Source organism: Serratia sp. GW822-FHT06E05 (assembly GCF_058799445.1).
This window is the reverse complement of sequence record NZ_JBXALM010000001.1, coordinates 528859-541912: the sequence shown is the minus strand read 5'-3', so window position 1 is coordinate 541912 and position 13054 is coordinate 528859. Positions and strand designations below refer to the sequence as shown.

Here is a 13054-nt window from a genome sequence, read left to right as displayed (position 1 = left end):
ATGTTGTCGGGCGGCATTTTTAACTGCAGGAGGAAAACACTATGACTACCGCGCTGCCGTATCTGGCGTTTAAAGGCATAGGTAAAACTTTCCCAGGGGTGAAGGCGCTGGATGACATCAGTTTCAGCTGTCAGGCCGGGCAGATCCACGCGCTGATGGGGGAAAACGGTGCCGGGAAATCCACGCTGCTGAAAATCCTCAGCGGCAACTATTCACCTACTCAGGGAGAAATTCAGCTGCAGGGGCGTTCGGTCACCTTCGCCAACACTACCGACGCGCTGGATGCCGGGGTGGCAATCATCTACCAGGAGCTGCATCTGGTGCCGGAAATGACCGTGGCGGAGAACATTTATCTCGGTCAACTGCCGACCAGGCGCGGGCTGGTGGATCGCAAACTGCTGCGTTACGAGTCCCGGCTTCAACTGGAGCATCTCGGGCTGGATATCGATCCGGATACGCCATTGAAATACCTGTCGATCGGCCAGTGGCAAATGGTGGAAATCGCCAAAGCGCTGGCGCGCAACGCCAAGGTAATCGCGTTTGACGAGCCCACCAGTTCGCTGTCCGCCCGGGAGATCGAACAGCTGTTCCGAGTGATCCGCGAATTGCGCGCTGAAGGGCGTGTGATCCTGTATGTCTCACACCGCATGGAGGAGATTTTTGCCCTCAGCGACGCCATCACGGTGTTCAAAGATGGCCGCTATGTGCGCACCTTTGACGATATGCGTCAGGTTGATAATGCCCAGTTGGTGCAGGCGATGGTGGGGCGCGATCTCGGTGACGTCTACGGCTATCAACCGCGTGAACTGGGGCCGGTGCGTTTGGCGCTCCAGGGGTTGCAAGCGCCCGGCGTGAAAACGCCGATCGATCTGAGCGTGCGTGCCGGGGAGATCGTCGGGTTGTTCGGCCTGGTCGGCGCCGGCCGCAGCGAGCTGATGAAGGGGATCTTTGGCGCCACGAGGGTCAGTGCCGGGCAACTGATGCTGGATGGGCAGGCGCTCGCCATTCGCTCGCCAATAGACGCTATTCGTGCCGGCATCATGCTGTGTCCGGAAGACCGCAAGGCGGACGGTATTATCCCGGTGCATTCGGTACGCGACAATATCAACATCAGCGCGCGGCGGAACAGTGTCCGCGCGGGTTGTCTGATCGACAACGGTTGGGAGGCCAGCAACGCCGAGCATCATATACGTGCGTTGAATATCAAAACCCCAAGCGCCGAGCAGCTAATTATGAATCTGTCCGGCGGCAACCAGCAGAAGGCGATTCTGGGGCGTTGGCTGTCGGAAGACATGAAGGTGATCCTGCTGGATGAACCGACACGCGGCATCGACGTTGGCGCTAAGCACGAGATTTATAACGTGATTTACCAACTGGCGCAGCGCGGCATCGCGGTGCTGTTCGCTTCCAGCGATCTGCCCGAAGTCCTGGGGCTGGCGGACCGTATCCTGGTGATGCGGGAAGGGGCCCTGTCCGGTGAGTTACTCCATGATGACGCCAGCGAGGAAAAAGCCCTCAGCCTGGCGATGCTGCGCACCCCCGAGATTGCCCTCGATACCGCTGCGGCGGTGGCCTGAAAGTGAAGGAGAAAGAGATGTCGACCATAACGACCGATTCTGTGAAAAACCGCAGCGGCCAGGGGCTGGCGCGGATTTGGGACAGCTACGGCATGCTGGTGGTGTTCGCGGTACTGTTTATCGCCTGCGTGCTGTTTGTGCCTAATTTCGGCTCATTTATCAATATGAAAGGGCTGGGGTTGGCGATATCCATGTCCGGCATGGTGGCCTGCGGCATGCTGTTTTGTCTGGCCTCCGGCGACTTTGATCTGTCAGTCGCGTCGGTGATCGCCTGCGCCGGGGTCACTACCGCGGTTGTGATCAATATGACCGAAAGCCTGTGGATCGGCGTGGGCGCCGGTTTGCTGCTGGGAATGGTCTCCGGGTTGATCAACGGTTTTGTTATCGCCCGGCTGAAAATCAACGCGCTGATCACCACCCTGGCCACCATGCAGATATTCCGCGGGTTGGCGTACATCATTTCCGACGGGAAAGCGGTAGGCATTGAAGACGAGCGCTTCTTTACGTTGGGTTATGCCAACTGGCTGGGGTTGCCCGCGCCCATTTGGATCACCGTAGCCTGTCTGATCCTGTTCGGCTTCCTGCTCAATAAAACCACCTTTGGCCGCAATACGCTGGCGATTGGCGGTAACGAGGAGGCGGCCAGACTGGCCGGGGTGCCGGTGGTACGCACCAAGATTGTGATCTTTATGCTGTCCGGGCTGGTTTCAGCCGCTGCCGGCATCATTCTGGCTTCGCGTATGACCAGCGGCCAGCCAATGACCTCGATCGGCTATGAGCTGATCGTGATCTCCGCCTGCGTACTGGGTGGGGTTTCGTTGAAAGGTGGTATCGGTAAAATCTCCTACGTCATCGCCGGCATCTTGATCCTCGGCACGGTGGAAAACGCCATGAACCTGCTGAACATCTCACCGTTCTCGCAGTATGTGGTGCGCGGCGTGATCTTGCTGGCGGCGGTGATTTTTGACCGTTACAAGCAGCAGGCCAAACGTCGGATTTAGAAAATCGGCAACCGTGTTCACAGTTCTGTTATCGGCTCAGGCAGTTCTCTGCCGGGCCGATACACTTGTTCAGGATAGTTCTATCAGCCGTTCCGGGAGGACAGATGTACCATCGCATGGCACAGGAACCGCAGCCGAACCCGCTGTTGCCGGGTTACACCTTTAACGCCTATCTGGTGGCGGGGTTAACGCCCATCATGGCGGACGGCCCGCTGGATTTCTTTATCGATCGCCCCGGCGGCATGAAGGGCTATATTCTCAACCTGACCATCAAGGGCCAGGGCAAGGTGTTCGACGGCGAAGACACCCTTTACTGCAATCCTGGCGATCTGCTGCTGTTTCCCCCCAAGGCGGCGCATTACTATGGGCGTTCGCCGGACAGCGACTGCTGGTATCACCGCTGGGTGTATTTCCGGCCGCGAGCCTACTGGGCCGACTGGCTGGAATGGCACAGCAAAACCCATGAGGTCGGGCGTTTAACTTTACCGAACAATAATTTACTGCTGGAGTTCGACCGGCTGTTCGCCAATATCGAGCAAACGCAGCGTTCCGGCCGGCGTTTCGCCGAAGAGTTGGGGATGAACCTGCTGGAGCGCTTGCTGCTGCGCGCGATGGAAGAAGATCCGCTCAGCCCACAGAAAATCATGGATCCCCGGGTGATAGAGGCATGCCAGTTTATTACCGGTAATCTGGCCGGTGAGTTGCGCATCGACGAAGTGGCGCGCCATGTCTGCCTGTCGCCTTCGCGGCTGACGCATCTGTTCCGTGAGCAGGTGGGTATCAATATTCTGCGCTGGCGCGAAGATCAGCGGGTGATCCGCGCCAAGCTGCTGCTGCAGACCACCCAGGAGTCGATTGCCACCATCGGCCGGGTGGTGGGTTATGACGATCAGCTCTATTTTTCCCGCGTATTCCGCAAACGGGTCGGGGTCAGCCCGAGCGATTTTCGCCGCCGTAGTCTGGAGATAAACTATCCGGCCAGGAATCAGCGTGAGACGCCTTATGCTGTGGCTACAAATTAACATTACATTTACTTCTTGTTCCCGCCAGCGTCATGGTGTCAAATCTGACTGGTCTATTGCGAGCCAGTAAGAGGAAACACCATGGCAGAAAAAATTCGGGTTGGGCTGGTCGGTTACGGCTATGCCAGTAAAACCTTTCATGCGCCGCTGATTGTCGGCACCCCAGGCGTAGAGCTGGCTGCGGTTTCCAGCAGCGATGCCGGCAAAGTGCACGCAGACTGGCCATCGATGACGGTAGTCAGCGATCCGCAGGCGCTGTTTAACGACCCCTCTATCGATCTGATCGTCATTCCTACACCCAACGATACCCATTTCCCTCTGGCGCAGCAGGCAATGGCGGCCGGCAAGCACGTGGTGGTGGACAAACCTTTCACCGTGACGTTGTCACAGGCGCAGCAACTGGAGCAGCAAGCGCAGCAGAGCGGCAAGCTGCTGTCGGTGTTCCACAATCGCCGCTGGGACAGCGATTTTCTGACGCTCAAGGCATTGTTGAAAGAAGGCGCGCTTGGTGAGGTGGTTTATTTCGAGTCTCATTTCGATCGTTTCCGCCCGGAAGTGCGTCAGCGCTGGCGCGAGCTGGGCGGTGCCGGTAGCGGCATCTGGTACGATTTGGGGCCGCATCTGATCGATCAGGCACTGCAACTGTTCGGCAAACCGGAAACGCTGTTTGTCGATCTGGGTGAACTGCGTCCGGGTGCACAATCGGTGGACTATTTCCACGCGATATTGAACTACGGCAAACGCCGGGTCGTTCTGCATGGTACCGTGCTGGCCGCGGCGGAAACCGCACGTTATATCGTGCACGGGACTCAGGGTAGCTTTATCAAGTTTGGGCTGGATCCGCAGGAAGACCGCCTCAAAGTGGGCGAGCGTCTGCCGCAGGCCGACTGGGGTTACGACATGCGTGATGGTGTAGTGACATTGTCACGTGATGGGGTGCTGGCTGAAAAACCTTTGCTCAGCATTCCAGGCAATTACCCAGCCTATTACGCGGCTGTCCGCGATGCGATTAACGGTGAGGGTGAAAACCCGGTCACGGCTGCTGACGCCATCAAAGTGATGGAAATGATCGAGCTAGGGATTGAATCTGCGAAACAACAAAAGGCGTTGCCGGTAGTCTGACCGCGGCGTTTTATTCTCAGGGTTCGGCGTGCCGAACCCGTCTTACTCCTCGAGGGATCCTGACCCATGTCCTGGTTGCAGCGTCTGCGCATTGATAAATTTTTGCTGGTATTGATTCTGGTGGTGATTGTCGCTTCGGTTTTCCCCTGCGAAGGCAGATGGGCAACCTTTTTTGAGCATCTGACCACCGCGGCTATCGCGCTGTTGTTCTTTATGCACGGTGCCAAGCTGTCTCGTGAGGCGATCATCGCCGGCATGGGGCACTGGAAGCTGCATTTGGTGGTGTTTCTCAGCACCTTTGCGCTGTTCCCGCTGCTGGGGCTGGCGATGAACCTGATGGTGCCGGGTTTGATGACACCGACGGTTTATCTGGGCTTCCTGTATCTGTGCGCACTGCCGGCGACCGTTCAGTCCGCGATTGCCTTTACTTCGGCGGCGGGTGGTAACGTGGCGGCCGCGGTGTGCAGTGCTTCGGCATCCAGCATTCTCGGTGTTTTCCTCTCGCCGCTGCTGGTCGGGGCGCTGATGCATACTCAGGGCGGTAATACTGATGTGTTGCACGCCATAGGTTCAATCATTTTGAAACTGATGGTGCCCTTTGTGGTTGGGCATTTGGCCCGGCCGTTAATTGGCAAATGGGTCGACCGTCACCGCAAGCTGATCAATCTCACTGACCGTTCATCGATTCTGCTGGTAGTGTATACCGCTTTTAGCGCTGCGGTGGTGGAAGGGATTTGGCACAAGATTGACGGCTGGTCGCTGTTGACCATTTTAGTGATGTCGCTGGTGTTGCTGACGGTGGTGCTGATTATCAACACCTATGCCGCGCGCTGGCTGGGGTTCAATACCGCCGACGAGATCACCATCGTGTTCTGTGGTTCGAAAAAGAGCCTGGCGAACGGCATCCCGATGGCCAACGTGCTGTTCCCGGCGGCGGCGGTGGGTGCCATGGTGCTGCCGTTGATGATTTTCCATCAGGTGCAGTTAATGGTGTGTGCCGTACTGGCGCAGCGTTACGCGCGTAAAACGGCCAAACAACGCGCAGAAGCAGGCGCGTTGACCGCGAAATGAAATAAATAAAAAGGGCGCTTGGCACGCCCATTTTCACTTAGCCCTGCACTTTATCGCGCAGCGCCTGTTTTTCCTGTTCGCTGAGGAACGCCATTTTCAGGCCGTTTTCCTGGGCGGTGCGGATTTCAGCTGGCGTCAGGCCGGCTTGCGGTGCCGCCACGCGGTATTCGTGTTCAATTTCAATGCCCTGTACGGCCGGGTCATCGGTATTGATCGACGCCATAACGCCGTGGCGCAGGAACTTCGCCAGCGGATGCTGCGCCAGAGAAGGCACGGTGCTGGTCTGAATGTTGGACGTCAGACAGGATTCGATACCGATGCCATGCTCGGCCAGGAAGTCCATCAGTGCCGGATCCTCAATCGCTTTCACGCCATGGCCAATACGTTCGGCACCCAGTTCGCGGATCGCCTGCCAGATGCTTTCCGGACCCGCGGCTTCACCTGCGTGTACGGTGATGCGCAGGCCGGCGTCGCGGGCGCGGTTGAAGTGGCTGAGGAACAGGCTGCCAGGGAAGCCGAGTTCGTCGCCGGCCAGATCCAGTGCGGTAATACCGTCGCGGTGCGCCAGCAGGCCTTCCAACTCTTGTAAACAGGCCGCTTCGCCGAAGGTACGGCTCATGATGCCGATCAGGCGTACATCAATACCCAAATCGCGCGAACCGGAACGAACGCCGTCAATCACGGCTTCCACCACCCCAGCCACCGGCAACTGATGTTTCATCGCCATGTAATACGGCGAGAAGCGCAGTTCGGCATAGTGCAGACCGGCATTGGCCGCATCCTCGACGTTTTCGTAGGCGACCCGGCGGCAGGCGTCCAGATCGCCCAGCACCGCTACGCCCCAGTCCAGCTTCTGCAGAAAGCTGACCAGATTCGGTTCGGTGTGAGTGATTTGCACGTGCGGACGCAGCGCCTCCAGTTCGTTGGCGGGCAGGGCAAGGTTAAACTGACGGCCCAGGTCAAGAATGGTTTGCGCACGGATATTGCCGTCAAGATGACGGTGGATGTCGGTCAAGGGGAGGCGTGGGTCAATCATGATGTGCACTCGTTATTTTGTTGTAGGTAAAGTGCAGATCAGTATAAAAACAAAATGATGAAAATTGCCATTGTGTTGCATAAAAAAGTGACGACAATCACATTAATGTTGCTGGTTGCTGCATTTATGCGCTAAAGCGGGAGCGTGGCACTCCCGCATTGATGTCGGTAACAGAGCTTATCCGACCCTCAGTTTTGCGATGTTTTTTTCCTGGTTATCGCCGACGCCGTGTTGCGCCAGCCAGTGGTTAACCCTGCCGATGTCCAGCGGTTGTGCCTGCTCGATACGCAACACCGGGCCCAGGGCCATCGGCATGGCGCGATCGGCCAGCGCCCGCAGTTCGGGTAAGTACTCCGCACCGGGGTGGCCTTTGGGACGCTGGCCGGTACGGGCGGCGTAGCGTTCTGCGGCCAGTTCACCGGATATTTGGTTCCACACCTCCAAAGCTTGCGTCACGCCCGCTTCGCGCAGGTACTGGCGTAGCTGTTCTCTGGACTGAAAGCCAAACCAGGCGTCGATGACATAGATGCAACGCAGGGGCGCCTGCGCCACCATTGACCAGATAGCCTGGTATGCGGCATAACCCAACTGACGGTTCAGTTCGCGGTTTATGTTATCCAGGCGTGCCATAAAAGGTTCTTTGATACCGTCGAGGGAGAGATATGGCAGATCAAAATGGTGCGCCAGCGCGCGGGCAACGGTGCTTTTACCGGAAGCCGGAACGCCATTGACCAAAATAACGGTTTTACCGTCGCTATCTGTCGAAGTCATAATATTTCCACCACCTCTTGCCAGAGTTTTGCGGCGCGTAACCGCTCGAGCCGCGGCTTGTTATCCAGCAAATCCACAATCGCGCGGATGCCTTCCTCAATGTGGCTGTTACTGTCGGTCGCCCCGAACAGGATCACGATGTCGGCCTCTTCACTGTCTTCGAAGGCGATCGGCTGCTCCAGCAGCACCATGCTGAAACAGTTTTTGATCACGCCGCATTCTGGGCGCGCATGGGGAATGGCAATGCCTTCGTCGAATACGTAATAAGCCCCATGGGCCAGCGTATTGCTGATCACCGCCTGATAATAGGATGCGTGAATATAACCGTTTTCGACCAGGGGCCGGGCTGCCAGCTCAATCACCTTCTTCCAGTCGGTTTCCTGCACGCCGACCTGTATCGCACCGGCTTCTATCAGCAGTTGTTTAATCGTCATCATATTCCCTCACAGAGACTTCCTGATAATATTGCGCAGCTCATCCATTTTAATAAAAATTCCATCGATCTGCTGACGATAGCTTTTATTTTTGGCATAAATCTTTAATGCGCGATTATAAGCCAGCATTAAAGCCTTATGAATTTCGCTATCCGCCGGCGCTGTGGCCAACTGCTGTTCTAATACACTAATTTCGGCTGATATTTCATTGGCTTCGGCATTCTGTAGGCCGTGATCAAGTTCTTTGTTTCGCGTACTTTTCATAAAATTAAACATGACCTTCTCCACAAATTAAGCGTGAACTTTCCAGCCCCGACGGGCGCCGGGGCACCAGGGTTGTGGGTTTTATAAAAAAGAAAATAGGGCAGTGATTATTTAAACAGGCCGATCTTTTCCGTTAATACCTGGGTAACGGCATTGTTGGCGGGGATCAGGAATTTGCGCACGCTGTCATTGACCTTGCCATTTTCAAAGGTTTGTTTGCATCGGTCTACCCATTGCACGTTCATCTCGGTGCCCACGTTCACTTTTTCGATGCCACCGGCTACCGCGAGCCGCATATCTTCATCGCTGACGCCGGTACCGCCATGCAGCACCAGCGGGGTACCTGTGGCGGCGGTGATTTCCGCCAGACGCTGGTGCTGGATATGCGCCTTGCCGGTATAGAGCCCGTGGACGGTGCCTACCGAGACCGCCAGCATATCGACCCCGGTTTCATCGACAAAGCGTTTGGCATCTTCCACCGTGGTAAAGCAGATATCCTCTTCCGCCACCGCCTTACCGTCTTCGGAGCCGCCGATGGCACCCAATTCGGCTTCTACCGACACGTTATGTTGGCGAGCAATGTCGATCACTCGACGGGTATTGGCGATGTTCTCATCCATTTCCAGGTGCGAACCGTCATACATTACCGAACTGAAGCCTGCGTCAATCGCCGTCTCGATGGAGGCAATGTCAGAGCAGTGATCCAAATGCAGGCAGGTGGGAACATCCTCGCTTTGGGCCAGAGAACGCACCGAATCAACCAGCAGCCTGTAACCCAAATATTCGGCAGTACCGGTCGAAATCTGGATCATCAACGGGCTGTGCATACTTTTGGCCGCTTTGAAAAAGGCCGGTAACATTTCCAGACAGTGGAGATTGAATGAACCTATCGCCTTGAAATCTCGGGCTTTGGCCACTGACAACAGCTCGTTGAAATTATAGAGTTTCATGGACTTTTTCCTCATGGTGCTTGGTTGATTTACCGTTAACAAACCACGCAATCAGCGTGACGAAGGCGATGAACAGGGAGATGAATAGCCAGTTGCCCTGGAAAGCATGTCCCATCACCAGCCCACTGCTGATGACGTCGGAGTCGCTGAAGGTCACCCCGACAAAGCCGTAACTTTCCAGCATCGGTACCAGAATGGCCGGCAGGAAGGTGATAAACAGGCCATGAACAACCCCGCCAATCATGGCGCCGCGACGGCCACCGAGCGCATTACCGAAGATGCCTGCGGTACCGCCGGCGAAGAAGTTGGTCAGCAGACCGGGCAGGATCATCGCCAGACCGAACATTGGGAAAACGATCATGCCGATGATTGAGCCAAGGGTGGTGGCGAGGAAACCGACGATCACCGCGTTGGGGGCGTAAGGGAACAGCACCGGACAATCCAGCGCCGGTTTGGCATCAGGCACGACGCGCAGGGCGATACCGCGGAAGGCGGGTACCAGCTCATTGAGCAGCAGGCGTACGCCGCTGTAGAGGATAAATACGCCGGCGACAAACTGGATGGCCTGCATAAAGGAATACATCAGGTAATTCATGCCGCCGGCATACTGGGCGATGTACTGCGGACCGGCAGCCAGCGCCGGGATCAGATACATCGGGATCATCACCACCGCCATCGACAGGTAGGTGTCCTGCAGGAACTTGAAGTTATCGGGCAGCTCCAGGTCTTCGGTGGAGCGGGAGCCCTTACCGACTACCTTGGCGACGGCAGCCTGTACCAGATAGCCGATGGTGCAGAAGTGCCCCAGGGCCACATCGTCCGAACCGGTGATTTTGCGCACCACCGGCTGGGCCAGCGCAGGCATCAAAACCGCCATCACGCCGCCGAATATGCCGCCGGTCAGAATCAGCGGCATGCCGGTCAGCCCGGCCTTGTAGCCGATCACTGCCCCTATGGTGGCCATCCACAGCAATGCCTGGCCGGTCAGGAAGATGTATTTGAACGGAGTAATGCGCGCAATGATGATATTCACCGCGAAAATTACCATCAGGGTTAGCGCCACTTCTGAACCCAACTCGCGGTTGGCCAAGCCGGCGATGGCGGCGACGTCGGTGATATAACCGGTCATGCCGAACCCTTGGGTGAATATACTGTTCAGATAGGTCAAGGCACCCACAATAATGTTGATGCCCGCCATCATGATCAGGAAACCCAGCAGGGTTTTGAAGGTGCCTTCGGCTACTTTGCCGATGGATTTCTTCTGCAGCAATAGCCCCAGCATGGCGATAAAAGCGACCAGAATGGAAGCCTGGCCCAACAGATCTTTGACGATAAAGTCAATCAGGCTATTCATGGCGGGTTTCCTTCATGTCACGTTCTTTCAGGAAGGCCACGATCTTTTGCTCAATTTCCACTTTATCGGTAAGCCGATGCAGAATAATGACCCGCTTCTTTTCCTCCTCGCTGGCGTCAGCATTTAAAATATCGGCGAAGGTTTTCTGGGTAAGAATAATATCTGATTTAAAGGCGCTGGCCTCAGAGATAGTAGTGTGATCAATATCTGCCTCAATCTCTAATTTCTTCAGCACCGCTCTTGCGCTCATTTCGATGGCAAAGCTGGAGCCGAGGCCACAGCCACATACGCACAGTATTTTAAGCATGGGTATCTCCTCAGATTATATTTAATTGCCTGGCGAGTTTGTAATGGTGTCCTTCGGTATCAACCAAACGTTTCTGCATGCTGATTAAATCGATGGGAATAGGTTGGTTGCCGGCATTAATAATGATTGCCTTGTTCTTCATTCCTGAATAAATACAGCGAACCACTTCGCTGGCCATAATGGTCCCCTGATAAATCTCTTCGCCGGTCGGTTCACCATTGCGCAGACCGTAGCCCATAATCGTTTTACGAATACGCACGCCAATTTTGGGCTCCAATTGTTTTATCATGGTGTCGATAGCGCCTTGAAAACCGGGCGAGTATTCTTTGGTATAACCCTCTGAGCACAATATAATCACGCTATTTTGCTGCTCAAGTCGTTGAGTTATTTTTTCTGCCAGCTGATTCAAGGCATATTGGCATTCCGGGATCAGGGCAAAATCCGCATTGGATTTGATGGCCGATTGCAGCGTCAACTCCCCGCAATAGCCGCCCAGCAGCTCAATCATGAACACGCGTCCGGGTAGGGCGCGTCCGGTGTTTCTCAGTTTTGAGACTTCTTTTATCACCTGTTCGCAGGCGGTGGAAAAGCCAATGCTGTAATGACTGCCGAAAACGTCATTGTCGATAGTCATCCCCACGCCAAAACAGTTAATACCGAATTCACTGAGCGTATTTAAAAACTGCAGCGACCCGTCACCACCGGCCATAATAAGCACGTCTGTGTGCAAGGCCTTAAGCTGTTTGCTGATGGTTTCATATTCTCCAGCCGTCAATTTCTTGGCCGTGCGGCCGGAAGAGATTATCGGCATTGATGAAATGGAGAAATCAACCAAATCGCGTTGGGCAATAGGATGGTGCTGATTAGCCAATAATCCGGGAATGCCGCCGTTAAACAGAATGATATCTGCCTGCGCCAACCTGGCGACCTGGAAAATAAAGTTATTGATCCCGGTGACATCGCCGCCGCTTATTACTACGCCAATCTTCATATACCTGTCTCCAGCTAATTCCGTGGAGCTCATTGTCATTTTTGGCATCGGTAAAATTTGCAGGCGACATCACAAAACAATCACAAATATATTTATGGATGGCCTTGACAGGCTTGCCGGCAGGATTAGTTTTGCGAAGTGGATCTCATTTTATTTTTGGCGACTTCGAGATTTTTAGATGATGATTATTAATAATCAACGAGTTGCGTTCACGTCGCGTTAAGGCCGGCTTTACCGTCATCAATGGCGAGGAGCAAAGAAATAAGTTTAATGAAGTGTGATAACTCTCGCATTTTTATTCGATACGCTGAGTGTGACGTTAATAAATACGCGGATAAAAGAAATAGCCACGTATTTATTAAGTTATTTAATGATTGAGGTTATTCAGGCTCTAACCACGGTCAAACCAGCCTGTTCCAGCGGGCCCGTCAGTGCAACATCGGTGGAGCGCTCGACGATAATACTTTGCGCCATGGAAATATCGCCAATGGCATATTGCGAGGCGGCATTGAGCTTGGCGGCCGAGGCCAATACCACGGTTTCTCCCGCCCGTGCGGCCAGTGCCCGCTTGATGTAAGCCTCTTCGAGATCGCCGGTGCTCAGGCCGGCGGTAGGGTGCACGCCAGTCACGCCCATAAAATAAATATCGGCGCGAATATGAGACATGGCTTCCACTGCGGCTGCGCCAACGCTGACGATCGAATGTTTATATAAACGCCCGCCGATCAGGATCACTTCGACCTTCGGGTGGTCTACCAGACCGACGGCCACGCTGGGGCTGTGGGTGACGACGGTGGCTTCCAGCGTGGGCGGGAGCTGCCTGACCAATTCGGCAGAAGTCGTGCCGCCATCCAGAATCACCACTTGCCCAGGGGTAATCATTGCCGCCGCGGCTTTGGCAATCGCACGTTTGGCGGCGGATTCCTGCCCGTTTCTTTCGGCAAAGGTGGCAATGGCCGGGGAGACCGGCAGCGCTCCGCCGTGCACTCGTTGCAATAGGCCTTCACTGTCCAATTCGCGCAGATCGCGCCGCAGGGTATCTTCGGACAACCCGAACATCTCGCTGAGCTGTTTGGCCAGAACCTGTCCGTCCTGAGCCAGTTTTTCCAGAATGATTTTTTTACGTTGGCTGGTGAGCATGGCGTTTTCCCGTT

At 55.3% G+C, this 13054-nt stretch carries 14 protein-coding genes; 5 read left to right on the top strand and 9 right to left on the bottom strand.

Annotation, left to right across the window (positions count from 1 at the left end):
• Positions 1 to 41 precede the first annotated feature (41 nt).
• The 5 genes from araG to AC1RKC_RS02375 all read left to right on the top strand — a co-directional run bounded on the left by araG (position 42) and on the right by AC1RKC_RS02375 (position 5793).
• On the top strand, positions 42 to 1577 hold the full coding sequence (gene araG / locus AC1RKC_RS02395; protein WP_020826720.1) for an L-arabinose ABC transporter ATP-binding protein AraG: 1536 nt from the start codon (positions 42 to 44) through the stop codon (positions 1575 to 1577).
• Positions 1578 to 1594: 17 nt separating this feature from the next.
• Positions 1595 to 2578 carry an L-arabinose ABC transporter permease AraH gene (gene araH / locus AC1RKC_RS02390; protein WP_020826721.1) on the top strand — a complete coding sequence of 328 codons (984 nt, stop codon included), beginning with the start codon at positions 1595 to 1597 and terminating at the stop codon, positions 2576 to 2578.
• Positions 2579 to 2682: 104 nt separating this feature from the next.
• Entirely contained in the window at positions 2683 to 3600 is a 918-nt protein-coding gene (araC, locus tag AC1RKC_RS02385) for an arabinose operon transcriptional regulator AraC (RefSeq protein WP_493092158.1), read from the top strand.
• 81 nt (positions 3601 to 3681) lie between these two features.
• Entirely contained in the window at positions 3682 to 4722 is a 1041-nt protein-coding gene (locus AC1RKC_RS02380; RefSeq protein ID WP_493092159.1) for an oxidoreductase, read from the top strand.
• 66 nt (positions 4723 to 4788) lie between these two features.
• Positions 4789 to 5793, top strand: a complete 1005-nt coding sequence (locus tag AC1RKC_RS02375; protein ID WP_115058920.1) for a bile acid:sodium symporter family protein — start codon at positions 4789 to 4791, stop codon at positions 5791 to 5793.
• 37 nt (positions 5794 to 5830) lie between these two features.
• Here AC1RKC_RS02375 and add read toward each other — a convergent pair whose 3' ends face one another.
• The 9 genes from add to AC1RKC_RS02330 all read right to left on the bottom strand — a co-directional run bounded on the left by add (position 5831) and on the right by AC1RKC_RS02330 (position 13040).
• Positions 5831 to 6829, bottom strand: a complete 999-nt coding sequence (gene add / locus AC1RKC_RS02370; RefSeq protein ID WP_261279226.1) for an adenosine deaminase — start codon at positions 6827 to 6829, stop codon at positions 5831 to 5833.
• Between the two features lie 177 nt (positions 6830 to 7006).
• Positions 7007 to 7600 (bottom strand): P-loop nucleotide/nucleoside kinase family protein, encoded by a 594-nt coding sequence (locus AC1RKC_RS02365; protein ID WP_493092160.1) that lies wholly within the window; start codon positions 7598 to 7600, stop codon positions 7007 to 7009.
• Positions 7597 to 8034 (bottom strand): PTS sugar transporter subunit IIA, encoded by a 438-nt coding sequence (locus AC1RKC_RS02360; RefSeq protein ID WP_041415363.1) that lies wholly within the window; start codon positions 8032 to 8034, stop codon positions 7597 to 7599. Before AC1RKC_RS02360 ends, AC1RKC_RS02365 begins: the two co-directional genes overlap by 4 nt.
• Before the next feature lie 9 nt (positions 8035 to 8043).
• Complete coding sequence (locus AC1RKC_RS02355) at positions 8044 to 8310, bottom strand: hypothetical protein (RefSeq protein WP_256813775.1); 267 nt, start codon at positions 8308 to 8310, stop codon at positions 8044 to 8046.
• Between the two features lie 95 nt (positions 8311 to 8405).
• The gene (locus AC1RKC_RS02350; RefSeq protein WP_493092161.1) at positions 8406 to 9248 is read right to left on the bottom strand and encodes a class II fructose-bisphosphate aldolase; all 843 of its coding nucleotides are present in this window, start codon (positions 9246 to 9248) and stop codon (positions 8406 to 8408) included.
• Positions 9235 to 10602 (bottom strand): PTS sugar transporter subunit IIC, encoded by a 1368-nt coding sequence (locus AC1RKC_RS02345; protein ID WP_115058915.1) that lies wholly within the window; start codon positions 10600 to 10602, stop codon positions 9235 to 9237. The genes AC1RKC_RS02350 and AC1RKC_RS02345 overlap by 14 nt, the downstream gene beginning before the upstream one ends.
• On the bottom strand, positions 10595 to 10909 hold the full coding sequence (locus tag AC1RKC_RS02340) for a PTS sugar transporter subunit IIB (protein WP_020826731.1): 315 nt from the start codon (positions 10907 to 10909) through the stop codon (positions 10595 to 10597). Before AC1RKC_RS02340 ends, AC1RKC_RS02345 begins: the two co-directional genes overlap by 8 nt.
• 10 nt (positions 10910 to 10919) lie before the next feature.
• Complete coding sequence (locus AC1RKC_RS02335; protein ID WP_129940511.1) at positions 10920 to 11900, bottom strand: 6-phosphofructokinase; 981 nt, start codon at positions 11898 to 11900, stop codon at positions 10920 to 10922.
• Between the two features lie 384 nt (positions 11901 to 12284).
• Positions 12285 to 13040 carry a DeoR/GlpR family DNA-binding transcription regulator gene (locus AC1RKC_RS02330; protein ID WP_493092162.1) on the bottom strand — a complete coding sequence of 252 codons (756 nt, stop codon included), beginning with the start codon at positions 13038 to 13040 and terminating at the stop codon, positions 12285 to 12287.
• Positions 13041 to 13054 lie beyond the last annotated feature (14 nt).

Excerpts from the sequence above, each read along its gene's own strand:
- araH (WP_020826721.1), top strand. The coding sequence starts at position 1,595 with ATGTCGACCATAACGACCGATTCTGTGAAAAACCGCAGCGGCCAGGGG.
- AC1RKC_RS02360 (WP_041415363.1), bottom strand. The coding sequence starts at position 8,034 with ATGACGATTAAACAACTGCTGATAGAAGCCGGTGCGATACAGGTCGGC.
- AC1RKC_RS02355 (WP_256813775.1), bottom strand. The coding sequence starts at position 8,310 with ATGTTTAATTTTATGAAAAGTACGCGAAACAAAGAACTTGATCACGGC.
- AC1RKC_RS02340 (WP_020826731.1), bottom strand. The coding sequence starts at position 10,909 with ATGCTTAAAATACTGTGCGTATGTGGCTGTGGCCTCGGCTCCAGCTTT.
- add (WP_261279226.1), bottom strand. The coding sequence starts at position 6,829 with ATGATTGACCCACGCCTCCCCTTGACCGACATCCACCGTCATCTTGAC.
- AC1RKC_RS02330 (WP_493092162.1), bottom strand. The coding sequence starts at position 13,040 with ATGCTCACCAGCCAACGTAAAAAAATCATTCTGGAAAAACTGGCTCAG.
- AC1RKC_RS02345 (WP_115058915.1), bottom strand. The coding sequence starts at position 10,602 with ATGAATAGCCTGATTGACTTTATCGTCAAAGATCTGTTGGGCCAGGCT.
- araG (WP_020826720.1), top strand. The coding sequence starts at position 42 with ATGACTACCGCGCTGCCGTATCTGGCGTTTAAAGGCATAGGTAAAACT.
- AC1RKC_RS02335 (WP_129940511.1), bottom strand. The coding sequence starts at position 11,900 with ATGAAGATTGGCGTAGTAATAAGCGGCGGCGATGTCACCGGGATCAAT.
- AC1RKC_RS02350 (WP_493092161.1), bottom strand. The coding sequence starts at position 9,248 with ATGAAACTCTATAATTTCAACGAGCTGTTGTCAGTGGCCAAAGCCCGA.
- AC1RKC_RS02380 (WP_493092159.1), top strand. The coding sequence starts at position 3,682 with ATGGCAGAAAAAATTCGGGTTGGGCTGGTCGGTTACGGCTATGCCAGT.
- AC1RKC_RS02365 (WP_493092160.1), bottom strand. The coding sequence starts at position 7,600 with ATGACTTCGACAGATAGCGACGGTAAAACCGTTATTTTGGTCAATGGC.
- AC1RKC_RS02375 (WP_115058920.1), top strand. The coding sequence starts at position 4,789 with ATGTCCTGGTTGCAGCGTCTGCGCATTGATAAATTTTTGCTGGTATTG.
- araC (WP_493092158.1), top strand. The coding sequence starts at position 2,683 with ATGTACCATCGCATGGCACAGGAACCGCAGCCGAACCCGCTGTTGCCG.